The sequence below is a fragment of the Elusimicrobiota bacterium genome (assembly GCA_041660925.1).
In the GTDB taxonomy this organism is placed as follows: Bacteria; Elusimicrobiota; Elusimicrobia; order UBA1565; family UBA1565; genus JBAZUV01.
In genome coordinates, this window is record JBAZVI010000011.1 from 25,078 (window position 1) to 48,086 (window position 23,009).

Genomic DNA, 23,009 nt, shown 5'->3' on the forward strand with positions numbered 1-23,009 from the left:
CCCTCAGATAGCTCACGCTATCCTCGGTCCTCGCGCCTTGCGCTCACCTCGACCTCGGGCCTCCCAAAGGGCCGTTATACGCCGGTCGCAGCGCCGGGCGAAGTCGTCGTGATGAAGTTCGGCGGCACCTCGGTGGCCGACCCGGAGAAGATCCTCCGGGCCGCCGGACGGGCCGCCGCCGAGCGCCGCCGGGGCCGCCGCGTCGTCGTCGTCGTCTCCGCCCCGGGGGAGATGACCGACGAACTCATCGCGCTCTCCCGCCGCGTCGACGAGGACCCGGACCCGCGCGAGCTCGACGCCCTGCTCGCCGTCGGCGAGCAGATGAGCATCGCGCTCTTCGCGATGGCCTGCCGGCGCCTGGGCTTCCCCGCGGTCTCGCTGACGGGCCCGCAGGCCGGCATCCGGGCCGACGAGCGCCACACCCGCTCGCGCATCCTCGAGATCCGCCCGGAGCGCGTCCTGCGCGAGCTCGCGCTCGGGAAGATCGTCGTCGTCGCCGGCTTCCAGGGGGAGGACCCCAAGGCCGAGGTCACGACGCTCGGCCGCGGCGGCTCGGACCTCAGCGCGGTCGCCCTCGCCGCCGTCCTGCGCGCCGGCCGCTGCGAGATCTTCACCGACGTGAAGGGGGTCTACACCGCCGACCCCCGCATCGTGCCCGACGCCCGCAAGCTGGCGCGGGTCTCCTTCGACGAGATGCTGGAGCTCGCGGACTCCGGCGCGCAGGTCCTACAGGCCCGCTCCATCGACGTCGCCCGCCGCTACGGCGTGCGCATCCACGTCCGTTCCTCGTTCCAGAACGTCCCCGGCACCTGGATCGAGCCCGCCCGGGAGGATCCCATGGAAGACGCCGTCGTCGTCAGCCTCGCCCTCGACAAGGGCGACGTCCGGCTCACCGTGGTCGGCGTCCCCGACCGCCCCGGGGTCGCCGCGCGCGTGCTCACCGAGCTCGCCGCCCGCGACGTCCCGGCCGACATGGTCGTGCAGTCGGCACCGACCCACGCCGGGGTCAACGACATCTCGCTGATGACCCCGCGCGCCGGGGCGGCCGCCGCCAAGGCGGCCCTCGAGGCCGTCGCCCGGCGCATCGGCGCCGAGCGCGTCGACGTCCACGACGGCGTCGCGAAGATCGCCATCGTCGGGACCGGCTTCCGGCGCCACGCGGAGATCGCCGCCCGCATGTTCGGCACCCTCGCCGACGCCGGGGTCAACATCCAGATGATCAGCGCCTCGGACCTCAAGATCTGCGCCGTCGTCGACGGGCGCCACGCGGAGACCGCGCTGCGCGCCCTGCACAAGGCCTTCGGACTCGCGCGCGCGAAGCGCGGGAAGAGACGGAGCCGTTAGTGCTCCGACCGGGTAATCATGAACGTTTTGGAGGCCCGAGCCTGATGCGGATTCGAGGAGCGACGACCGAAGATAGCTTGAGCTATCTGAGGGAGGAGCGACGCGGAAGCCGCCCAGGGGCGGGCCTCCCCTTCCACGATAGTTTCGCCGCCGCCGGCGGCGAAACTTCCCAGATAGGGGCCGGGCGCTTTCGGCCGCCAGCCGCGTTGCTCGTCGCTCACATAGCTCACGCTATGCTCGCTCCTCGCGCCTTGCCGGACGGCCGAAATCGCCCGGTCAAAACGTCCATAATTACCCAGTCGGAGCACTAGGAGACCCTCATGCTCGCCCGCAAGAAGCTCGCCGTCGTCGGAGCCGGACACCTGGGATCCGCCCTCATGGGCGGCCTGCTGCGCGCCAAGCTGCTGCCCGCGGCGAACATCACCGCCTCGCGCCGCAACGCCGAGGCGCTCGAAGACCTCCACCGCCGTCTCGGCGTCCATACCGCCGTCGACAACCGCAAGGCGGTCAAGGGCGCCGACATCGTCCTGCTCGCGATGAAGCCCCAGCAGTCGGCCGCGGTGCTCGAGGAGATCGCCCCGGACCTCCAGGAGGGCGCGCTCATCCTCAGCGTCATGGCCGGGATCACCACGGACTCCATCGCGCGCCGCCTGGGCAAGCCCGCCCCGGTCGTGCGGGCGATGCCGAACACCCCGGTCCTCGTCGACGAGGGCGCGACCGCGATCGCCGCCGGGGCCCACGCCGGCCCCGAGCACATGAAGCTCGCCGAGGCCGTCTTCGGGGCGGTGGGACGCGTCGAGACCGTCGCCGAGAACCTCATGGACTCCGTCACCGGCCTCTCCGGCTCCGGCCCCGTCTACGTCTACATGGTCATCGAGGCCATGACCGACGGCGGCGTGAAGATGGGCATCCCGCGCGACGTCGCGCGGCGGCTCTCGGCGCAGACCGTCTTCGGCGCCGCCAAGATGGTGCGCGAGACGGGCAAGCACCCCGCCATCCTCAAAGACGAGGTGACGACGCCCGGAGGGACGGCCATCGCGGCGGTCCACGAGCTCGAGTCCAAGGGGCTTCGCACCGTGCTCATCGACGCCGTGGTCACCGCGACGAAGCGGGCGCGCGAGCTCAGCGAGATCTACGGATGATCAGCAACCTCCCGCCGGTCCGCATCCTCACCACCATCAGCCACATCGAGTGGCTCGCCGAGCGCCTCACCGGAGAGCAGCGCATCGCCGTGGACCTCGAGTCCGACGGCTTCTACGTGTACCACGAGAAGACCTGCCTGCTCCAGCTCTCCTCCGAGAAGGAGGATTTCATCGTCGACCCGCTCGCGGCCAAGGACCTCTCGCCGCTGCGCCACATCTTCGCCGACCCCGCCATCGAGAAGGTCTTCCACGCGGCGGAGTACGACCTCCTGCGCCTGAGGACCGACTTCAACTTCTCCATACGCGGGCTCTTCGACACGATGGCCGCCGCGCGCACCATGGGCTCCGCGAAGCTCGGCCTCGCGCCGCTCATCGAGCACCACTTCGGGGTCGCCCTCTCGAAGAAGCTCCAGCGCGCCAACTGGGGCAAGCGCCCCTTGAGCGACGAGCAGCTCCAGTACGCCCGGCTCGACACGCACTTCCTGCTGCGCCTGCGCGACAAGATCGAGGCCGAGCTCATCGAACGCGGCCTCCTCGAGGAGGCCCGCGAGACCTTCCGGCGCCTCGAGCGCGTCGTCACGAAGCCGCGCGAGTTCGACCCCGACGACTTCTGGCGCCTCTCCGGCGCCCGCGAGCTCACGCCCGTCGGCCGCGCCGTCCTCAGGGAGCTCTACATCTTCCGCGAGCGCACGGCCTGCGAGCTGGACCGCGCCGCCTTCCGCGTCATGCCCGAGCAGATCCTCGCGGTCATCGCCGCGGACCGGCCGAGCACCCGCGAGCACCTGCAGAACGTGCTGGGGATGACCCCGTACCTCTTCGAACACTTCGCCGAGGGCCTGCTCGCCGCCATCGAGCGCGGCCTCGCGGCCGAGCCCATCGACCGACCGCCGGAGCGCCCCGCCGGCAGCCGCTGGGACGCGGGCACCGCCCGCCGCTACGAGCTCCTGCGCGCGTGGCGCAAGAAGCTCGCCGACGAGCGCGGCGTGAACCCGGTGGTGATCCTGGAGACCGACGAGGTGAAGTCCCTCGCCGAGGCGCCCTCGAAATCCGAGGACGAGGCCTCGTGGCTCGTCTCACTCAGCGACTTCAAACGCGAGAGCTATGGGGAACAGCTGAAGGCCCTATTAAGAGAGTCCTTGGCCCACCAAGCGCCGCCTGGAAGAAAACGTCGGCGAGGGCGGCGCTAGGGAGGCCCGCACCTACCCCTTCCTCATTGCCCTCCCCCACGGGGAGGGGCAGAGAAGGGGGCCCACAAACGAAGAAGGCCCGCTAAATGCGGGCCTTCTTCTTTCTCCTCCTGCAAAGGAGAGGACTTAAGGCTTCCTGATGAAATGCGGTACTTTCGCTGGCAGCATGATAGAAAGCTCCACCAGCCCCGCCAGCTTCCCTCTCCTGTACCACGGCCCCTGCCAGATGAGCTTCTTCTTCCCCTTCTTCTCGATGGTATAGACGTTCACACTCCCCGAACGCAGAAGGGCCTTCATCTTCCGGCGCGCGGGCCCGGGGTGGCAGTCGAGCAGGTTGGTCCCGAGCAGCCGTCGGCCGCCGTCCTTCGCGAACGTCTCCGCGGACCTCCGGTTCATCTCCAGGGCCTTCCCGGCGCGGTCGCAGACGGTCACGGCGAGCGGCAGCTCTTCGATCCAGAGTCCCTTCCTCATGATGTTCCTCCCGGTCCCGAGGTTCTACACTTTTAGAACCACCTCCTCCATACCGCCCCTCGGCTTCGCCGGGGTCGCTGCGCGACGAATAGGTCCTTGGACCTAGCCGGACATAGGCCTCTGGATAGAGGTCCCCCTGGGCCTTTCGAGCCACACTATCGCCATGAAGGGCCTCATCCTGCTCCTGCTGGCGACGGCCCCGCTGAGCGCCGAAACCCTCCCCGCGCCGGTCGCGGCCGAGGCCTCCGCCTTCTCCGACCAGGTGCTCCTGCACATGGGCCGCGCCGGCGTGAAGGCCTCCCTGCTCCCCCGCGATTTCGGACCGCGCCTGCGGCTGGTCGTACGCGAGTCGGCCGGCATGGTCCCCGGGCATTTCCTGGCCTTCACGGCGCAGAGCGCGGGACTCTCGGAGGCCGGCTGGGCGGAGGTCTTCGGCGCGCTCCGGGAGGGACCGGAAGCCTTCGCGGCCTTCCTGCGCCTGAAGACCGAGACTCAGGTCGCCGGCCCGCAGGTCGCGGGTCTCGCCGACGCGCCGGCCATGCCGGACTCCGTGAAGGAGCGCTGGGCCTCCGGCAGGAGCGTCGTCGCGGGCTCGCCCATCCGGGGGCTCCTGGAAGGCGCGGCGAACACCGATTTCGAGGGGAACCTCGTCAGCGGCGCGCTCGGCGGCGCCGACGGCTCGGAAGACTCCGGAGCCGCCGTCGACGTGCGCGACTGGGTCCCTGCGACCCCCGCCTCCCCGGCCCCTTCGCAGGCGAAGTCCCTGAAGGACCTCAAGCCCCTCCCGGTCCGCTGAGCTCCCGCCGAAGATTCCCGCCTATTTAGTTAAATGTCCTCACCGTGACGCATCCCCCCGGCCATAGACCGTCCTCGCATGCGGGTCCGAAGACTCATACCCGGACGCGGCGGCGCATGCTATCCTCCCGGGCCATGCGGGCCGCGCTCTCCGCCGTCGGCGTTCTCGCGCTGTTCAGCGCCGCGTTCTTCATCGGGCGGGCGTTCCGTGAGCGTCCATCCGACATGGAGCCGACACCTCAGGCCTCCAGCGCCTTCGACCTCCAGAGCGCCCCGCCCCCATTCGAGCCGGCGGCCGTTCCCGTCGCGCAGGCGCCCGCGCACCTCGAACCCGCCGCTCTCCCGGAGCCCCCTCTCTCCCCGCGCGGCGAGCTCCGGAGCGCCGCACGCGGTCCCGCCGCGCCGGCCGCCTCGCGGACCGTCCCGCGCGCCGCGCCCGCGCCGCGCAGGAGCTCGCTGCTGACGCGCTTCCTGAGCCGCCCCTCCGACTTCATGTCCGACCGGAGCCCCCTGCGCAGCCCGCGCGCGATGAGGGCCTTTCTCAACGACCCCCGGCAAGTGGACTCTTATCTGGATTCCCCGCTCGTGCGCGCCGCTCTTCGTGATTCTTCCGTCGCCCGGTCGATCCTGACGAACAAGGACGTCGTGCGGGCGTTCCTCTCCAGCCCGGCGCTCCAGGACGCGGCGCTCGTGCGGGACCTCCTCGGCAGTCCGATGCTCCGAAAGATGCTCGATTGCCCGGGGATCCAGTCCGCGCTCTCGGACCCCCGGCTGCTCGCCGGCCTGACGGGAGACCCCTCCGCCGCGAGCTTCCTGTCCAGGAATCCGCAGACCCTGCGCGCACTCACCTCCTCCGGCCGCAAATAGGCTGAAAGACGAGGCACCGGCCGGATGCGGCCGGTGCCTCGTCTTTCAGGGAGACTTGCTTAAGCGCGCGGGAATCCGCGCAACGGATTCCCGACTAGCGGCAGAGGCCGCCGGAGCAGGTCAGGATGCCGCAGCACTGCGACGCCGTCGTGCACTGGGAGCCCTGGCCGCCGCAGCCGCCGTCGGTGCATTGTCCGTCCGAGCAGGTGAGCGTGCCGCAGCAGTCGCTCGAAGCGCCGCAGGAGGCGCCTCTCCCCACGCAGGCGGCGCTCCCCCCTCCGCACACGCCTTTGGTGCACGCGTAGGAGCCGCAGCACTGGGACGAGGAGGTGCAGCGCGTCCCTTTCCCCTGGCAGTCGCCGTTGGAGCAGACCTTGTTCGCGTTGCAGAGCTGGGTGCCGCAGCAATCGGCGCTGGAGGTACAGCGCTGGTTGCGGCCCGCGCACGGCCCGGTGATGTCGGGGACGTCGGTGTCCCCGGAGTCGGAGGAGGTGCAGGACACGAAGAAGAGCGCGGCCGCGAGGAGGAACCCGGTCTTTAGAAAACTCTGCATGGGCGGAGTATAGCCGCCGGCGCGCTCCTCCGCAAGGACCGCGCTCAAGGAGCAGGTATCTCTTGGCGGATCAGGAAGCGCAGGAAGAGGACGATGGCGACGGCGCAGAGCGGGATGAACACGCCCCAGAACAGCATCGTCGCCGGGGACATCTCGTTGCCGGTGCTGAAGCGCACCTTCTGGAAGGCCTCGTCCTTGGGGCGGAGCTTGAAGGAGCGGCCGGCCGCACGGAAGTACTCGGGCTCCTCGACGACCGTCTCCGGCTCGGGCACGGGGAAGCCGCTCTTGCGCAGGAGCTCGTAGGCGTCGCGGATCTCCATGAACTTCCGCGAGAAGTACTCCGCGTCCCGGGCGTCGACGCGGTCAGGATGGAATTCGAGGGCGCGCCGCCGATAGGCCCGCTGGACCTCCTTCGGGTCGACGCCGGGGACCACTCCGAGAATCGTATACGCCTTATCTATGTCCATCCAGGAATCCCAGCCGGGATTCCTGGATGATAGCAGAACGCCGCAACAAATCCGAAACGCCCCGGGGCTATGCTCTTCGTGAAGGACAACAGCTGAGGCGTTCTCGTACGACAACTGCTCGGCGTTCCCCTAGGAACGAAAGATGCGCGGCGGGTTCTCCCTTCCCGCCGCGTTTCTTTTGGTACGTCTAATTACCCATTCCTTATCTCCCCCTCCTGCGGGAGGGGGCCCTAGGGGGGTGGGGGGATCTTCCGTTACGCGCTTCCAACGCCGGGGTGCCGCCGAGAGCGGGGTAGGGGGTACCCACAAAAGATAAAGCCCGCGAAAGCGGGCCTTCTACTTGGGAGATCCCCCCTTCCCAACCCTTCCCCGCAGGGAAGGGAGTTAAGGAAGGGTTACTGGGCGCGTCTTTTTGGGGTCGCTAATTGTCCGCATGCCCCGTGGATGTCGGCGCCGAGGCTCTTGCGGACGGTGACCGAGATCCCGCAGGTCTTGAGGTGGTCGCGGAAGGCGTTGACCGCCGGGGGTTCGGACGGCTCGAACTCGGCCCCGGCGCGGTTGTAGACGATGAGGTTGACGTGGAGCAGGTACTCCTCGCCGGTGGCGCGGATGAAGCGCACCAGGGCCTTGGCCTGGTCGAGGCCGTCGTTGACGCCCCGGAGCAGGACCCACTCGATGAACACCTTGCGCCGCTTGCGCTTGAGCGAGGAGCGCAGCGCGGCGCCGATGCGGGAGAGCGGATAGGTCTTGGCCGCGGGGACGAGCTTCTCGCGCAGGGTGTCGGTCGCCGCGTGCAGGGAGATGGCGAGGTTGACCTGCGGGAAGTCCTCGCTGAAGCGGTCGATCCCGCCGGGAAGGCCCACGGTGGAGACCGCGATGTGCCGGTCGGCGATGTTGTAGAGGTCGGGGTCCGTGAGACGACGCAGGCTCTCGGCGACCGCCTCGTAGTTGTTGAAGGGCTCTCCCATCCCCATGTAGACGATGTGGTCGAGCGTCCCTTCGACGAGCAGACCCTTCTCCTCCGGCACCGGACCCGACACGCCCGGACCCGACAAGGAAGCCGCCTTCCCGGCCTTCAGGAACTGCTTCCAGAAGAGGACCTGGTCGCAGATCTCCTCGGGCCCGAGGTTGCGGAGCAGCCCCATCCTGCCCGTCGCGCAGAACGTGCAGCCGAGCGCGCAGCCGACCTGGGAGGAGACGCAGGCGCTCCAGGACTTGCCCGGCTTGGGCTGCATGAGGACGGTCTCGATGAGGCGTCCGTCGTGCAGGCGCAGCAGGGCCTTGTGCGCGTCCCCGGAGGAGGAGGAGTGGAGCTCGGCCTGGGAGAGGCAGAGGAGCGGCGCATCCTTCTCGAGCGCCGCGCGCATGGGCGCGGGCAGGGTCGTGATCTCCGCGTAGGAGCGCACGCCGTCGCGGAACACGCCCGTGAGCACCTGGCGCAGCCGGTACTCCGGGGCTCCGAGCCGCTCGAGCGTCTTGCGCACCTTGCGGGCGTCCATGAGATGATTCTACGACTTCCATGAGGACGATGACACCTGCCTCCGGGGGGCTGCCCCCACACCTTTCACCTTTGCGCCTTGCGCGAGCGCCTCGAGCGCGCTATATATTGGAGGTATGGCCGACATGCGCCTGCAGAGTTTCGTCCTCGCGCGCCTGGCCGACTTCTGCGACTGGCGCGTGCGAAAGCCGCAGGAGGCCGACGATCCCTTGCCGTACCTGACGGCCAAGCTGCGCGAGATCGAGCCGCCGCTCTACACGCTCAAGCAGCAGCTCTACGACGACGCGCTGGCGGACTTCCTCGTCCGCGCCGAGGCCGGCCGGATCGACGAGAAGGCCCTCGAGGACTTCTGCTTCCTGCTCGAGCGCTACCTCTCCCCGTGCGATTTCGTGGACGCGGTCTACGACCTGACCCTCGAGCGCCTGAGCACTCTGGAAGGGCGCACGCGCCTGCGCCAGGGCCTCAAGCACCTCTGCGTGCACCGCATGCTCGACGAGGAGCAGCTCCCGCCCGAGAAGCGCCGCCCGTCCTGGGAGCGCATGGTCAAGGAGTTCTACGCGCGGCTGGACTTCGTCACGCTCTACCGCATCGCCGAGCGCCGGAAGCTGACCCCTCGGCGCCTGAGCGCGGTCCTGCGCCGCCTCCAGCGCAACGTCGGGGAGTACTGCTCCGTGCTCCACCATCCGCGGGGCCCGGAGGACGCCTTCACCCCCTTCATGACCCCGCGCATCGAGGGCCTGGTGGCCGCCTGCAACCGCCTGGTCGCGCTGCTGCGCACGCTGCCCCGATGAGCTTCCTGCATCCGGCCGGACTGCTCGCCTGCGGCGGCGCCGCGGGCCTCGTCGGCGCCCTGCTCGGACTCGGCGGCGGGATCTTCCTCATCCCCGCGCTCGTGCTGCTCTACGGCCTCCCCATGCGCGCGGCCGCGGGGATCGGCCTCGTCGCGGTCGTCGCCACCTCGAGCGCCGCGGCCTCGGTCAACGTCGGCCGCGGTCTCGCCAACATGCGCCTGGGGATCGTCCTCGAACCGGCCACGGTCGGCGGCGCTCTGCTCGGGGCTTCGCTCGCGGGCCTGCTCTCCTCCTCGCTGCTCGTCGGACTCTTCGCGATCCTGCTCTTCGCGAACTCCCTCCTCCTCTGGAAGGGTCCCCGGGGGGGGCCGGAGGACCTCGCGCCCCTGAAGGCGCGGGACCCGCTCGGCGGCGAATACCACGACCCCGCCTCGGGCCGCAGCGTCTCCTACTCGGTCGAGCGCCTGCCCTGGGTCGCCGTCGTATCCTTCGCGGCGGGGATCTTCTCGGCCCTGCTCGGGGTCGGCGGAGGCATCCTCAAGGTCCCGGCCCTCCACCTGCTCGGGCGCGTGCCGATGAAGGCGGCCGCCGCGACGAGCAACCTCATGATCGGGGCCACGGCGGGCGCGGGCGCGGCCGTCTACCTCGCCCGCGGCGACGTCCCCGTCGAATTCGCCGGCACGGTGACGCTCGGCGTGCTCGGCGGCTCCATGCTCGGGCTCAAGGTCTCCCGGCGCCTGAGCGACCGGGCCGTGCGCCGCGTCTTCGCCGCGCTCACGCTGCTCATCGGCATCCAGATGCTGAGGAGGGCCCTTGGGCGCTGAGGCCCTCGTCGGACGCGTGCTCGCACTCGGCGCCTGGGGCAGCGGGGCGCTCGTCGCCGCCGGGCTGCTCTCCGGCTCCAACGCGCTCGTGCGGGCGGGCGTCGTCCTCCTCGTGGCGACGCCGTTTCTGCGGGTCGCGGCGATGGCGGGGACGTTCGCTCGACGGGGCGAGCGGAAGTTTGCGCTATATGCGTGCGCAGTGCTGCTATTGATGTGTGCGGGGATAGGGTTAGGGTTGAGAGGATAGCGACAGTTTCCCTAACTCCCTTCCCTGCGGGGGAGGGAAGGGTGGGGGGGTACCCCTCCCAAGTGGCCGGCACCTACAATAATCGACCTTCCAAGACGAACGGACAGTCCTCCCTCCCCCTTCCCCCTCCCGAAGGAAGGGGAGTTAGGGAAAAAAGACCCTCAGTGCATCAACGGAATCTCGAGTTCCTTGCAGATCTTGCGGGCGGCGAAGTCCGCGAGCTCGAGGTGCCGGGTGACCGGGACTTCTTTGCCGTTGACCGGGTTCTGGAAGACGGAATACTTGCCGCCCTCCCGGAGAAGGACGCACTTGTTGTCGAGAAGGTGACGGATGAGGTCTTTGCGCTTCATAAAAGCCCCCTGAGGGACATACTCTAGCTAAAAAGTCAGGGTGAGCTCCACCGGGCAGTGGTCGGAGCCCATCACTTCGGGACGGATGGCCGCGCCCGCGAGATGCGGCCGCAGCTCCTCCGAGACGAAGAAGTAGTCGATGCGCCAGCCCACGTTGCGGTCCCGAGCGCGGGTCACCATGTCCCACCAGCTGTAGTGCCCGGGCCCCTTCTCGTACTCGCGGAAGGTGTCGATGAAGCCGTCGGCGAGCAGGCGGTCGATCCAGGCGCGCTCCTCGGGAAGGAAGCCGGAGGAGCCGGCGTTCTCCTTGGGGCGGGCGAGGTCGATCTCGCGGTGCGCGGTGTTCACGTCGCCGCAGACGACGAGCCGCTTCTCCCCCCTTTTCCGCAAGCGGCCGAGCAGCTTGCGGAAATCCTCGTAGAAGCGCATCTTGAAGTCGAGCCGCTCGGGGCTCGCCTTGCCGTTGGGGAAGTAGACGTTGAAGAGGGTGAACTCGGGGTAGCGGTGCACGAGCACGCGCCCCTCGCGGTCGTACTCCGCGACCCCGAGGCCGCGCTCGACCGCCGAGGGAGCGGGACGGGAGTAGGTCCCGACCCCGCTGTAGCCCTTCTTCTCGGCCCAGGCGAACTCGGCCGCATAGCCGGGGACGGCCTTGAGCTCCTCGTCGAGCTGCGCGGGCTCGGCCTTGGTCTCCTGCAGACAGAGCACGTCGGGCTTCTCCTTCTTGAACCAGTCGACGAAGCCCTTGCGGCCCACCGCGCGCAGGCCGTTGACGTTCCACGAAAGCAATCGGACCTTGGCCATGCCGTGATTCTAACTTTTTGAAGGCCCAGACCATCCGGTCCCCGCGCCTGGGCCGATTGCCGCGCCGCCGGGTGCCCGGGCGCCCCATGCCCGCCGCCCAGGATGCGGCTACACTTCCTCTATGACCGAAACACAGGACAAGTACTACGCGGTGACCTCCGCCTTCATCGTCCTCGCCATGGCCGCCCTGGCCATGATCGTCCGCGGCGCCGTCGCCTAAGGTTAAAGAGCCCGCAGCGCGAGCAGGTCGAGGCCGAGGGCCCCGAGCGCGAGCAGGACGCCGACCGCGCGGCGCGCGGCGGGAGGGAGCGCCTCCCCCCACGCCTCCAGCCCCATGACGAAGAGCACGGCCCAGGCGCCGAGCGCGACGAAGGAGAAGCGCGCCTGGGGCTGGAAGGAGCGCAGGAAGCCGTAGCAGAAGGTCTGCGCCAGGACCCCCCCGAAGAACAGGAGCAGGACCCCCGCGTCTCCCGAGAGCATGCGCCGCCGCTCCTTGACGAACCCCGCGAGCGCGAGCGCGCTGAGCGCGAGCAGGAGGAGGTAGCTCCAGCCCGGCAGCGGGTTCGTCATCCAGCCGAAGCGGCCCCAGAAGCTCTGGAAGAAGAGGACGCACCACTCCGGCAGGCGCGCCCAGCCGAAGCGCTGGGGGTCGTAGAGCGCGGTGCGCGCGAGCCCCCAGAGGTCGCCGTAGAGCGTCAGGTTGCGCGCGAAGAGCGGGAGACAGAGCACGAGGGCCGCAGCACCCAGGAGCGCCGCGCGCGCGAGGGCCGCCTTCGTTCCGCCCTCGCGCCGCCAGGCCCATACGCGCTCGACGAACACGCAGAGCGCGGGGGCCGCGAGCGTCGCCTTGGCGTTGAGCCCCAGCCCGATGAGGGCGCCGAGCCGCAGCGCCTGGCCCTTCCCCCCCGGGGTCCGGCGTTCCTCGAGCCAGCGCCAGAGCAGGAGCGACCCGGCGAGGTTCGCCAGCGCGTCGTTGCTGACGCTCGCGCCGATGAAGGCGAACATCGGCAGGGCCGCCGCGGCGGCCGTCGCGGCGAGCGCCACGCCCGGGCCGAGGCAGAGGCGGGCCATGCGCCAGATGCAGAGCAGAGCGAGCAGGTGCAGGAAGGTCGAGAAGACGCGCAGCCAGCGCAGCTGCAGCGCCGGATGCGTCCCCCGCAGAGGCAGGTCCCAGAGCGCCGCCGCGGCGTAGTAGAGCGGGGGCTGGTGGGCCTCGTAACCCTCGGGCCGCGCGGGCCAGTCCCAGACCGGCAGGCGGCCGTGCAGGAGGGACTCGACGCAGGCCGCGTGCGCCGGCTCGTCGGGTGCGCCGCCGAGCGGCACGCGCGCGTTGAAGGCGAGCGCGAGCGCGAGGTGAAGGGCGAGGACGAGCGTGAGCGCCGCGCGTCCGGCGCCGCGGCTCACGCCCGTCCCATCGAAGCTCAGTATGGGAAGATCTCCGACAAGCTCTTCTCGCTATAAGCGCCGAGCTTCTTCAGTCCCTCGAGGTCCACCCGGCTCCGGTTGCCGAGGATGTAGAGGGTCTTCGGCTTCGACTCGAAGCGCTTCGCGAAGCCGACGAGCTCCTCGAAGCGGTAGCCGAGGGCCCGCTGGAAGCGCTCGGGCCGCGGGTCCTTCGCGAAGCCCATGTCCTCCCAGTAGAGCACGGTCCCGGGGATGTCCCGGAACTCGACCGGCGAGGTGCGATAGCGCTCCTCGATGCCCCGCTTGGTCTCGCGGAAGCGGTCCTCGGCGGGCGGCAGTTTCGTGAGCAGGTCGCGCAGGAGCGTCGTCGCCTCGATGGTCTTGTCGGCCTGCGTGCCGAGGCGGCCCCAGAGGCGGTTCAAGTCGCCCTTGTGGCTCACCGTCGTGTAGCCGCCCTGCGCGGAGTACGCGAGCGAACGCGCCTCGCGGATCTCCTGGAAGAGCACCGCGCTCATCCCCCCGCCCATGTAGTCGGAGTAGTAGTTGTAGTCGACGGCCTTGGCCGGGTCGTAGACCTCGTCGGCCGCGATGAGCCCGACCTGCGACTGCACCATGTCGCGGTGCGTGAAGAAGACCTCGGGCCCCTCGGGATGCCGGTAGGTCAGCGGCCGGTACTCGGGCGTCGGCTTCCAGGCCGCGCCCGGAAGGTCGAGCAGGCCCGCGACCTTCCCCTCGGGAAGCGTCCCGACGTAGCCGGCGCGGTGGCGCCAGCCGAGGAAGTCCTTGAGCAGGGCCTTGAGCTTCCCCTCGTCGAGCGCCTTGAGCTCCGCGTCGGAGAGCTCGGCGAGGACGCCGCTCTCCTTGCCGCGCGCGGCCCACTCGCCGAGCGCGTAGGAGACGTAGCCCGGGTTGACCTTGTTGTCCTTGTGCGCGCCGATGCGCACCTCGACCATCTTCTTGAGCGTGTCGGCCTCGAGGTTCGGGCTCGCGAAGCGCAGACGCATGAGCCGCAGGGACTCCTCGAGGTTCTTCTCCAGGCCGGAGACGTGCACCGAGGAGGACTGCTCGCCGCAGCCGTAGCCGATGGAGGTGCCGAGCGCGTAGAGCTTCTTCTTGAACGCCTCGGCGCTCAGGTCCCCGGCCCCGGAGAGCTCGAGGAGGTCGAACGCCGCGCAGAGCTCGCGCGCGTGCTTGTGGCCCCGCTCGAAGTGCAGGTCGAGCGAGAAGAGGTCGTTGAAGGGGTTCTTCGCGTAGACGAGCTCGCCGAAGGCGGTCTTCACGACCTTGTAATCGCGGCCCGCCTCGAGCCAGCGGGGCTCGATGGGCTTGGCCGGCATGGCGAGCAGGTCCTTCGCGAACGCCGACTCGCGGTCGCGCGCGATCTCGATCTTCGAGAAGCCCGGCTTCTGGATGGAGGGGATCTCCGGCTTGCCGCGGCGCCGGAACGCGACGACGCGCCCCTCGCCGAGATACGTCCCCGCGACGCGCAGGACGTCGGCCTTCGTCACCCTGCGCAGGCGCTCGAGGCGGGTGACGGCATGCTCCCACTCCTCGCCGTGGATGAACGCGTAGCCCGGCTCTCCGACGCGCGCCTCGTTGCCCTCCTGCTTGCGCTTCTCGGAGATCTCGAAGTTGGTGATGATGGCCTTGAGGTCCCCGTCGGAGAACTCGCCGGCCTTGAGCTTGGCGACCGTCCCCATGAGCAGGGCCTCGGCCTGCTCCAGAGTCTGGCTGTCCTTCGGCACGACCCAGAGACTCCAGGAGCCCGCCTCGTTCATGAAGTCGGTGCCGGAGCCGGCCCGCTTCACCTTCTGGGCCTGGTTGAGGGTCAGGTTCACGATGCCCGACTCCGAGTTGTCCATCACCATGTCCATGACGGTGAGGGCGTCGCGGTCCGGATGCCCGTAGGGGGGCAGCGGCCAGGCGACGATCGCCATCTCCTCGGCCTCGTACTGGACCTCGACGCGCTTGGGAGCGGAAAGCGCCGGCAGGGCGTAGGCCGGCGGCGGCTCGACCGGCTTCGGCGTCCAGGTCCCGAACCACTTCTCGACGAGCGCGAGCGCTTCCTTACGGTCGAAGTCGCCGGCGAGCGCGAGCGCCATGTTGTTGGGCACGTAGTTGCGGGCCTGGAACTCGTACATCTTCTTCAGCGAGGGGTTCTTGAGGTGCTCGATGGAGCCGAGCGTCGTGCGGCCGTAGGGGTGCTCCCCGTAAAGGGCCGCGTCGAGCGCCTCGTTGAGGATGCGCCCGGGGTTGTCGTTGGAGCGGTTCTTCTCCTCGTAGACGGTCTCGAGCTCGGTCTGGAAGAGCCGGAAGACCGGGTGCGCGAAGCGGTCGCTCTCGAGCTTCGCCCAGGTCTCGAGGCGGTTCTTCGGCAGGTCGGAGACATAGACCGTCATCTCGTTGGAGGTGAACGCGTTGATGCCGCGAAAGCCCAGCGCCTTGTAGACCTTGTCGAGCTCGTTGGGGACCTCGGCCTTGGCGGCCTCGGCGTTCTCCCGGTCGATGCGCGCGTAGATGTCCTTGCGCTTCGCCGTGTCGGTCGTGACGAAGTGCTCCTCGTAGAGCCGGCTGATGGCGTCGAGGTGCTCCTTCTCCCTGCCGAAGTCGAGCGTGCCGAGCTTCGAGCTGCCCTTGAAGAACATGTGTTCGAGGTAGTGCGCCATGCCCGTGCTGTCGGCCGGGTCGTGGCGGCTTCCGGCGCGCACGGCGATCCAGGCGGCGACGCGCGGCTGCTCGTGGTTCGGGCTCAGATAGACCGTCAGGCCGTTCTTGAGGCGGTGGACGGTGACGCCGAGCGCGTCGCCGGGGAGAGGGGTCTCGACGAGCTTCGGGGGGGCCATCGCGGCCCGCGGGGCCGCGGCTTTCGGCGCGGGCGCGGCCTCGACGCCGAGACCGGCCGCCGAGAGCGTCGCGCAGGTCCAACCGACGAACGCGAACGCCGCGATGAGCACAGACTTTCTGAACTTCATATCCGCCCTCCTGTCCTGGAACGACTTTTCTCAACCCCGTCGGGAAGCCCTTCGGGCTTCCCGACTATACGACGGCGCCCGTCAGGGCGCCGGACGTCGAAAGCACGCGGCGCGCCGCCTCGCGGCCGGAGCGCACGCATTCGGGCACGCCGATGCCGCGGTAGCAGCCGCCGGCGAAGAGCAGCCCTTCCTGGGCGCCGGCGCGCCGCTCGACGGCCGCGACGCGGCCGGCGTGCCCCACGTTGTAGAGGGCGTTGGCCTTCGTCCAGCGGTGCACCTTCGCGCCGAGCGGCGCCTCCTCGAGCCCGAGGATCGTCCGCAGGTCCGCGCGCACGGTCCGCAGAAGGGTCTCGTCGTCGGAGCCGAGCGGGGCCTCGCGGCCGCGCCCGCCGAGGTAGGCGCGCAGCAGGACCTTGTCGGCCGGGGCCCGGCCGGGGAACTTGCGCGAGACGAAGGTCGCGGCGGTGAGAGAAACGCGGGCCGCGGTCGTGCTCCCTTCGGCCCGTGCCGCGGGGTCCTGCGGGGTCCCCGCGGCGCCCGCCCCCCGCTCCACGAGGAAGCCGAAGCCGGGCGGGATGCGCTCGAGCGCCGAGGGAGCATAGAGGAGGTTCACGGCGGCGGTCGATGAGAACTCGAAGCCTCCGAGCGCGTCGGCGAGCGCGGCGTCCTGGTCGCGCAGCATGGGCGCGGCGGCGTCGGCGCTCGCGGCCATGACGATCCGCTCGGCCTCGAGGGTCTCCCCTCTTTCGAGCGCGGCCTTCCAGACGCCGCCCTCGCGGCGAAGCGCGAGGACGCGCGCGTTCAGGCGGACGCAGGGGCGCACGCGTTCGGCGAGGGTCTCGGAGAGCTGGGCGATGCCGCGCCGGAAGGTGATGAACATGGTCGGGGCGCCGGGGGCCGGCCGCGGCCGCCGGGGCCCGAGGTAGAGCCCGCGCAGCACGCTGCCGAAGCGCTGCTCATAGTCGCGCAGCATCGGGAAGGTGGAGTCGAGACTGAGCTGCTCGGGGTCGCCCGCATAGATGCCGGCCAGCGCCGGCTCGACGATGCTCCGCACGGCCGCCTCGCCGAAGCGGCGGCGGGCGAACGCGGCCATGGACTCCTCCCGGCCCGGCGTCATGGGCCGGACGAAGGCCTCGCAGGCCATGCGCAGCTTCGCCGGCATGGTCATCAGGTCGGAGCGCAGGAAAGGGAGTACCTTCGAGGGCATGAGCATCATCACGCCCTCGGGGTAGAGGTGCAGGCGTCCGCGCGCGTAGAGATAGACGTGGCGGACCTTGCGCTCGGTGCTGAGGACCTCTTCGCCGAGGCCCAGCTCGCGCGCGAGCTCGAGCGCCCAGGGACGGGTGGAGAGGATCGAGTCGGGGCCCGCGTCGAGCGGCACGCCGAGGAGCTCGTCGCCGAGCACCTTGCCGCCCAGGCGGCCCGAGGCTTCGAGCAGGGCCACCTCGAGGCCGTCCTTCCCCTTCGCCGCCGCGGCCGAGGCGGGTCCGGCGCAGCAGGGCCGGGAGGCCCCCTGCGCCTTGAGGAGGTCGTAAGCGCAGCTGAGGCCGGTTATGCCTCCCCCGATGACGAGGACCCTCATATATTCAGGAAGACTCCTGCGGGAGAGGGGCGGGGAGAGGGGGAGCTCAACCAAGAAGAGCCCCCTCTCCCTACCCTCGCCGCCGCCTTCGGCGCCGGGAGCGAGCGCGGCAAGGAATCTGTTAGCTCGCACTCCCGCAGGGGAGGACAATGAGGGAAAGAAGCCCTCATGATAAGGGTGCGAAGGACGCCCGCACGACGGCCGCGAGCGCGCGGATGTAGGTCACGTCGTCGTTGAGAGCGGCCACGCGGTGGAAGGAAAGCCCCTTGCGTTCGGCCCGCTCGCGCAGCAGGACGTCGTCGTCGTAGAGCGTCTCGAGGTTGTCGGCGAGGAAGCCGACCGGGTCGAGGACCACGGTGTCGGCGCCCGAGCCGGCCGCCGCGTCGATGAGCTCGCCGGCCTCGGGTCCGAGCCAGGCGGCGCCAGGGGCCTGGGATTGAGGGCGGCTCTGGTAGGCCAGCATCCACTCCGAGATCCCGGCCTCCTGGGCCACGGCGGCGCAGGTCAGGCGCAGCTGCTCGGCGTAGGGGTCCCCCTCCTCGACGATGGAGGCGGGGAGGCTGTGCGCGGTGAAGAGGACGAAGGTGCGTCCGCGATTCGCCTCGGGGACGGCCGAGAGGGTCTCGCGCAGGCGCTCGGCGTAGGCGCGCACCAGCAGCGGGTGCGCGTGCCAGGCCGGCGGAGGGAAGAAAGCGAGCCGTCCGCCCGCCGCGGCCGCGCAGGCGCGCGCCTTCTCGAGGTAGGCCTCGTCGGTCATGCGGGACTGGTAGGGCGAGAGGGGCAGGGCGAGCGCGTTGGCATGGCCGTCCGCGACCGCCCCCTCGACGGCCGAGCGCAGCGACGGCTCCCCGTAGCGCATGCCGAGGTAGACGTCGTAGGGCCCCCCGAGAGACTCCTGCAGGCTCTCGCGCACGCGCTCGAGGATGGCCGGCAGCGGCGAGCTCCCCCCGATGCGGCGGTAGCGCTCGGTGACTTCACGGACCACAGGCTCCGGCATGGACCTGTCGCCGCGCATCTCGGAAAGGTAGGCGGGGACGTCGTCGAGGCCGCGGGGCGCCCCGTAGCCCATGAGGAGGACGGCGGCCTTGGTCGGCGCGTTCAAGCCGTCTTCTCGTGCACCCGGTCGGCGACGGCCCGGACGTTCTCGACGGGGGTCTGCTGCAGGATGCCGTGGCCGAGGTTGAAGATGTGGCCGGGACGGCCGCCGGCGCGGCGCAGGACCTCGTCGACCTTGGACAGGAGCTCGTCGCGGGGGCCGAGCAGGGCCTCCGGGTCGAGGTTGCCCTGCACGGCGCGGTCGCAGCCGATCCGCTTCCAGGCCTCGTCGAGCGGGACCCGGTGGTCGACGCCGATGACGTCGCCGCCGGCGTCGCGCAGGTCCTCGAGGAAGGGCCCGGTGTTCGTGCCGAAATGGATGAGCGGGACGCCGGCCTTCGCGACGGCCGAGAACACCGCCCGCGAATGCGGCTGCACGCAGCGGACGTACTCCTCGCGCGTGAGGGCGCCGGCCCAACTGTCGAAGAGCTGCAGGACCTGCGCGCCGGCCGCCGCCTGCGCGAGCAGGTAGTCGGCCGTGACCTTCGAGAGCTTCCTCATGAGGCGGTCCCAGAGCGCGGGCTCCGAGCGCATCATGGCCTTCACCTTCGCGTGGTCCTCGGAAGGGCCGCCCTCGACGAGGTAGGCGGCCAGCGTGAAGGGCGCCCCGGCGAAGCCGATGAGCGGGACCTTCCCCTCGAGCTCGCGGCGCAGGATGCGCAGGGCCCCCATGACGTAGGAGAGCTCGGAGGCGGGGTCGAAGTCGCGCAGCGCGTCGATCTCCCCGGCCGTGCGCACGGCCGGCGTCAACGCCGGGCCCTCCCCCTTCACGAACTCGAGTTTCACGCCCACCGGGCGCACGGGGAGCAGGATGTCGGCGAAGAGGATGACGGCGTCCACGCCCAGGCGCAGGGGCTGGAGGGAGACCTCGGCGGCGAGCTCGGGCCGCTCGCACATCTCGAGGAGCGTCCACTTCGCGCGCAGCGCCCGGTACTCCGGCATGTAGCGTCCGGCCTGGCGCATGAACCAGACGGGGGTCGCGTCCGTCTTCTCGCGTCGGCAGGCTTTTATAAAGCGCATACCTTCATAAGTATATACATTTCTTTCCTTACTGCCTTCCCCCACGGGGAAGGGCAGGGAAGGGGGCTGACCCAACGATTCAGCAGTCCTCTTCGCCCCGCGGGGAAGGGCAGGGAAGGGGGCTGACCCAACGATTAAGCAGGCCTCATCACCCCGAGTGAAGGGCAGGGAAGGGGGCCGACTCAGTGCGTCAGCGATCCGCGCCAAGACCTTATCCGCTTGCGACAGCACCTCCCAATTCCCAAACCGCAATAGTCCGTATCCTCTGGAATTCAAGAATCTCGTTCGCCGGCCGTCCTTCTTCGCCAGTCGACGATGCTGAGCGCCATCGACCTCCACGACCAGGCGCCTGCTGACGCAACAAAAATCGACGATGTATGGGCCGATGACGTGTTGTCGTCGAAATCTCTTCCCTATCAATCTCTTTCCGCTGGATGAAAGAAAAGTTCCCCCCACCCTGCCCTCCCCGTGGTCCCCATCGGCGCCGAAATCGTGCAACGGAAGTTCGCCCCCACCCTGCCCTCCCCGTGGGGGAGGACAATAGGGAAGTCCTAACGCATCCTATTCCTTTTGATATCATCCCTCGGTCGCCCTTGGAGGCCTGATATATGACGCGGACCCTCACGACGCTGTTGACGCTCATCCTCTCTCTACCGGCCCTCGCCGCACCCTACAAGCCCGACGCGAACGCGCCGCGCGCCGCGGTTCCCGTCGAGTACACCTGGGACCTCTCCACCCTCTACAAGGACGACGCCTCCTGGGAGAAGGCCATGTCCGACGCCGCGGCGAAGATCAGAGCCCTCGCCATGCACAAGGGACAGCTCTCCCAGCCCGCGTCGGCCCGCGACACGCTCAACGACTACTTCGCGACCCGCCAGCTCGTCGACCGGGCGGCCGCCTACGCGCACCTTCAGGCCGCCGTCGACACCGAGAGCCCGCAGGTCCAGGAGAAGGACCAGCGCGCGCTCAAGCTCGGCAGCGACTTCCGCTCCTCCTCCGCGTTCATCCGCCTCGAGCTCCTGCGCCTCGACGATAAGGCCGCCGCGGCGCTCCTCGCCGACCCCCTGCTCGCTCCTTACCGGGACTACGTCTCGGACCTGCGCCGCCGCCGCACGCACCTGCTCGGCGACGAGGGAGAGAAGGTCCTCTCCCTGGCCGAGGACAACCTCTGGTCCGAGACCGACCTCAACGAGATCCCCTCCGACGTCGAGCGCGTCTTCAAGGCCGCGACCCACGACATCGAATTCCCCCTCATCAAGGACGAGGAGGGCAAGGAGGTCCGCCTCACGCTCTCCAACTACGCGAAGTACCGCGCCTCCAAGGACCGACGCGTGCGCCGCGAGACGGTGGAGGCGCTCTTCGGGACCCTCAGGAAGAACAAGGACATCCTCGCCGCCACACTCGGAGGCGAGGCCAAGCGCGACGTCTTCCTCGCCCGCGCCCGCGGCTACGCCCGTTCGGCCGACGCCTACCTCGACCGCGAAGGCGTCCCGACCGCGATGGTCGAGACGCTCGTGGAGGCCGTGCACCGCAACCTCAAGCCCCTGCACCGCTACGTGGCCCTGCGCAAGAAGATCCTCGGGGTCGACGAGTTCCGCTTCTACGACCTCTATCCGCCGCTCGTCCCCGCCGCTGAGAAGGAAGTCCCCTACGACGAGGGCTTGAAGGACGTCTTCGCCGCGCTCAAGCCGCTGGGTCCCGACTACGCGGCCGAGCTCAAGACGCTGCTCGCCGACCGCATGAGCGACGTCTACCCGTGCAAGGGAAAGGACAGCGGGGCCTTCGCGCACTCCCTCTGGGGCCTGCCGCCGCGGGTGATGCTCAACCACTTCGACCAGGTCGACGACGTCTCCACCGCCGCCCATGAGTACGGCCACGCGATGCACAGCGCGCTCAACATGGCGGCCAACGCGGCTCCCGACTTCGGCTACTCCTCGCTCATCGCCGAGACCGCCTCGACCTTCAATGAGATGCTGCTCGCGCGCCACCTGCTCGCCAAGTACAAGGGCGACGACACGATGCGCCTCTACCTGCTCGGGAACCTGCTCGACACCCTGCGCGGCACCATCTACCGCCAGACGCTCTTCACCGAGTTCGAGCTCAAGCTCCACGGCTTCGTCGAACAGGGCGTCCCGGTCACGCCCGAGCTCCTCAACCGGACCTACGCCGACCTCGTGAAGCTCTACTACGGACCGGACTTCGTCCTCGGCCCCGACGACGGCATCGAGTGGGCCTACATCCCGCACTTCTACTGGAAGCACTACGTCTTCAGCTACGCCGGCGGACTCTCGAGCTCCATCGCCCTCTCCGAGAAGGTCTACAAAGGAGAGAAGGGCGCGAGAGAGAACTACCTCGGGATGCTCCGCAACCCGCGCGAGCTTCCTCCCGTCGAGTCCATGCGCGGCGCCGGGGTGGACCTGCTCAAGCCCGACTACGTCGACGCGGCCGGCCGGCTCATGGACGAGACCGTCGCCGAGATGGAGAAGCTCGCCGAGAGGACCATCCTTAAAAAGAAGTAGACGTCCCATCCCCTTCCCCATTGTCCTCCCCCACGGGGAGGGCAGGGTAGGGGCGAACCTTGGTAGCGAAGTCCCTGCGATTGCAACGAGGGAGGGCAGGGTAGGGGCGGATGTCTGCAGCCGGATAAGCGCGAGGCCGCCCGCAGTGGGCGGCCTCCGTGCTTTCCGGGAATCTCAATACATCCCGAGAAAGCGCTCGAGTCCCCGCAGACGCTGGCCGCCGATCTTGCCCTTGGCGAAGGCGCGGACCTTCGCGAACCCCCGGCGCGCCCAGTCGGAATGCGGGCTCAGCAGGTAGAGCCCCGCAAGAACGGTGATCATGCCCGGTCCGGGACCGACGACCATGACGGCGCCGGCGACGAGCAGCGTGTAGCCGAGCGCGAGGCCCCAGGGGCTCGCGCGCAGGCGCTTGAGGAGAGAGGGACGCGCCGGGTCCGGCCGCGCGGGGAGATGGAGCCGTACGAAGCGGATCGCGGCGCCCGGCGACTTCGCCGCGGCGCGAGCGAGGGCCGTGCGCCAGATCGCCGCATGTCCGGGTCCGACCTCGACCGCCGCCGCGGCCTTCGCTTCGCCGACGGCCCCGTCGAAGACGAGACGGGGGAGCGTCCGCGCCGTCCTGAGCTCGGCGAAGCGGCCGACGGGCCTCCGCCTTTCCGGCTCGACGCCCGGCTCGCTCCCGGGGGTCTCGAGCTTCAGGCCGACGGCGGCCGCGGGGAGCACTAGCGCCCGGGAAGCGGGGTGCAGGCTCGCCGCCGATGGGACCGGAGCGGCGAGGACCGTCGCGGATGGGACGAACGCGGACGCGACGACGGGAAGCGTCGGGCGCATGAGTCCGCTCTCGAAGCGGACGATCGTCGGAGGCACGGGTACGCCGGCGGACGGGACGACCGCGGAGACCGGCGAGACGACGCGGACCGCCTGGGCGGCGGCGGGAAGCGGCGCGCAGAGCGCCAGAAACAGAACGGTCCGGAGTCGGCGGATCATCTTGTTTGATGGTAGCAGGTGGGAGACCGCGGCGCCTGAGCCGACGAGGTCCCCGCGCAGGAGCTTCGGGCCTATACGGACCGGTTATCTAAC

The 23,009-nt window shown here is 69.7% G+C and carries 20 protein-coding genes; 8 read left to right on the forward strand and 12 right to left on the reverse strand.

The annotated features are described in order from the left end of the window. Nucleotides 1-111: 111 nt before the first annotated feature. From WC969_13820 to WC969_13830, 3 genes are all read left to right on the forward strand, one after another. A complete protein-coding gene (locus WC969_13820; GenBank protein MFA6030928.1) occupies nt 112-1,344 on the forward strand; it encodes an aspartate kinase in 1,233 nt (410 codons plus the stop codon). A 320-nt stretch (nt 1,345-1,664) separates the two neighbouring features. Then, the gene (proC, locus tag WC969_13825; protein MFA6030929.1) at nt 1,665-2,486 is read left to right on the forward strand and encodes a pyrroline-5-carboxylate reductase; all 822 of its coding nucleotides are present in this window, start codon (nt 1,665-1,667) and stop codon (nt 2,484-2,486) included. Next, nucleotides 2,483-3,673: an HRDC domain-containing protein gene (locus tag WC969_13830; protein ID MFA6030930.1), complete on the forward strand. Its 1,191-nt coding sequence runs from the start codon at nt 2,483-2,485 to the stop codon at nt 3,671-3,673. The genes proC and WC969_13830 overlap by 4 nt, the downstream gene beginning before the upstream one ends. 126 nt (nt 3,674-3,799) lie before the next feature. Here the strand turns inward: WC969_13830 and WC969_13835 are convergent, their stop codons facing one another. Further along, nucleotides 3,800-4,144 (reverse strand): diguanylate cyclase, encoded by a 345-nt coding sequence (locus WC969_13835; GenBank protein ID MFA6030931.1) that lies wholly within the window; start codon nt 4,142-4,144, stop codon nt 3,800-3,802. A gap of 163 nt (nt 4,145-4,307) precedes the next feature. Here WC969_13835 and WC969_13840 point away from each other — a divergent pair, with 163 nt between their 5' ends. Beyond that, nucleotides 4,308-4,940, forward strand: a complete 633-nt coding sequence (locus WC969_13840; protein MFA6030932.1) for a hypothetical protein — start codon at nt 4,308-4,310, stop codon at nt 4,938-4,940. 134 nt (nt 4,941-5,074) lie between these two features. Beyond that, a complete protein-coding gene (locus tag WC969_13845; GenBank protein MFA6030933.1) occupies nt 5,075-5,806 on the forward strand; it encodes a hypothetical protein in 732 nt (243 codons plus the stop codon). Between the two features lie 94 nt (nt 5,807-5,900). On the opposite strand, the gene WC969_13850 is transcribed toward WC969_13845, so the two are convergent. The 3 genes from WC969_13850 to rlmN form a co-directional block, all read right to left on the reverse strand. Continuing rightward, the gene (locus tag WC969_13850; protein MFA6030934.1) at nt 5,901-6,359 is read right to left on the reverse strand and encodes a hypothetical protein; all 459 of its coding nucleotides are present in this window, start codon (nt 6,357-6,359) and stop codon (nt 5,901-5,903) included. Nucleotides 6,360-6,403: 44 nt separating this feature from the next. Then, nucleotides 6,404-6,826 carry a J domain-containing protein gene (locus WC969_13855; protein ID MFA6030935.1) on the reverse strand — a complete coding sequence of 141 codons (423 nt, stop codon included), beginning with the start codon at nt 6,824-6,826 and terminating at the stop codon, nt 6,404-6,406. Between the two features lie 395 nt (nt 6,827-7,221). Further along, nucleotides 7,222-8,325 (reverse strand): 23S rRNA (adenine(2503)-C(2))-methyltransferase RlmN, encoded by a 1,104-nt coding sequence (gene rlmN / locus WC969_13860; protein ID MFA6030936.1) that lies wholly within the window; start codon nt 8,323-8,325, stop codon nt 7,222-7,224. Between the two features lie 115 nt (nt 8,326-8,440). Here rlmN and WC969_13865 point away from each other — a divergent pair, with 115 nt between their 5' ends. Both WC969_13865 and WC969_13870 read left to right on the forward strand, forming a co-directional pair. Further along, complete coding sequence (locus tag WC969_13865; GenBank protein ID MFA6030937.1) at nt 8,441-9,115, forward strand: hypothetical protein; 675 nt, start codon at nt 8,441-8,443, stop codon at nt 9,113-9,115. After that, nucleotides 9,112-9,939: a sulfite exporter TauE/SafE family protein gene (locus tag WC969_13870; protein MFA6030938.1), complete on the forward strand. Its 828-nt coding sequence runs from the start codon at nt 9,112-9,114 to the stop codon at nt 9,937-9,939. Before WC969_13865 ends, WC969_13870 begins: the two co-directional genes overlap by 4 nt. 408 nt (nt 9,940-10,347) lie before the next feature. Here WC969_13870 and WC969_13875 read toward each other — a convergent pair whose 3' ends face one another. The 7 genes from WC969_13875 to hemE all read right to left on the reverse strand — a co-directional run bounded on the left by WC969_13875 (nt 10,348) and on the right by hemE (nt 19,413). Beyond that, nucleotides 10,348-10,536, reverse strand: a complete 189-nt coding sequence (locus tag WC969_13875) for an addiction module toxin, HicA family (GenBank protein MFA6030939.1) — start codon at nt 10,534-10,536, stop codon at nt 10,348-10,350. A gap of 27 nt (nt 10,537-10,563) precedes the next feature. Continuing rightward, nucleotides 10,564-11,340 carry an exodeoxyribonuclease III gene (locus WC969_13880; GenBank protein MFA6030940.1) on the reverse strand — a complete coding sequence of 259 codons (777 nt, stop codon included), beginning with the start codon at nt 11,338-11,340 and terminating at the stop codon, nt 10,564-10,566. A 222-nt stretch (nt 11,341-11,562) separates the two neighbouring features. After that, complete coding sequence (locus tag WC969_13885; protein ID MFA6030941.1) at nt 11,563-12,744, reverse strand: DUF2142 domain-containing protein; 1,182 nt, start codon at nt 12,742-12,744, stop codon at nt 11,563-11,565. 17 nt (nt 12,745-12,761) lie between these two features. Further along, nucleotides 12,762-15,716 (reverse strand): insulinase family protein, encoded by a 2,955-nt coding sequence (locus WC969_13890; GenBank protein MFA6030942.1) that lies wholly within the window; start codon nt 15,714-15,716, stop codon nt 12,762-12,764. Between the two features lie 64 nt (nt 15,717-15,780). Continuing rightward, nucleotides 15,781-17,298 carry a protoporphyrinogen oxidase gene (hemG, locus tag WC969_13895; GenBank protein ID MFA6030943.1) on the reverse strand — a complete coding sequence of 506 codons (1,518 nt, stop codon included), beginning with the start codon at nt 17,296-17,298 and terminating at the stop codon, nt 15,781-15,783. Nucleotides 17,299-17,464: 166 nt separating this feature from the next. Then, nucleotides 17,465-18,400 (reverse strand): ferrochelatase, encoded by a 936-nt coding sequence (hemH, locus tag WC969_13900; GenBank protein ID MFA6030944.1) that lies wholly within the window; start codon nt 18,398-18,400, stop codon nt 17,465-17,467. Then, a complete protein-coding gene (gene hemE / locus WC969_13905) occupies nt 18,397-19,413 on the reverse strand; it encodes a uroporphyrinogen decarboxylase (protein MFA6030945.1) in 1,017 nt (338 codons plus the stop codon). Before hemE ends, hemH begins: the two co-directional genes overlap by 4 nt. A gap of 608 nt (nt 19,414-20,021) precedes the next feature. Here hemE and WC969_13910 point away from each other — a divergent pair. Beyond that, nucleotides 20,022-21,932, forward strand: a complete 1,911-nt coding sequence (locus WC969_13910; protein ID MFA6030946.1) for a M3 family oligoendopeptidase — start codon at nt 20,022-20,024, stop codon at nt 21,930-21,932. A gap of 174 nt (nt 21,933-22,106) precedes the next feature. Here the strand turns inward: WC969_13910 and WC969_13915 are convergent, their stop codons facing one another. Next, the gene (locus tag WC969_13915; protein MFA6030947.1) at nt 22,107-22,916 is read right to left on the reverse strand and encodes a PGPGW domain-containing protein; all 810 of its coding nucleotides are present in this window, start codon (nt 22,914-22,916) and stop codon (nt 22,107-22,109) included. Between the last annotated feature and the right edge of the window lie 93 nt (nt 22,917-23,009).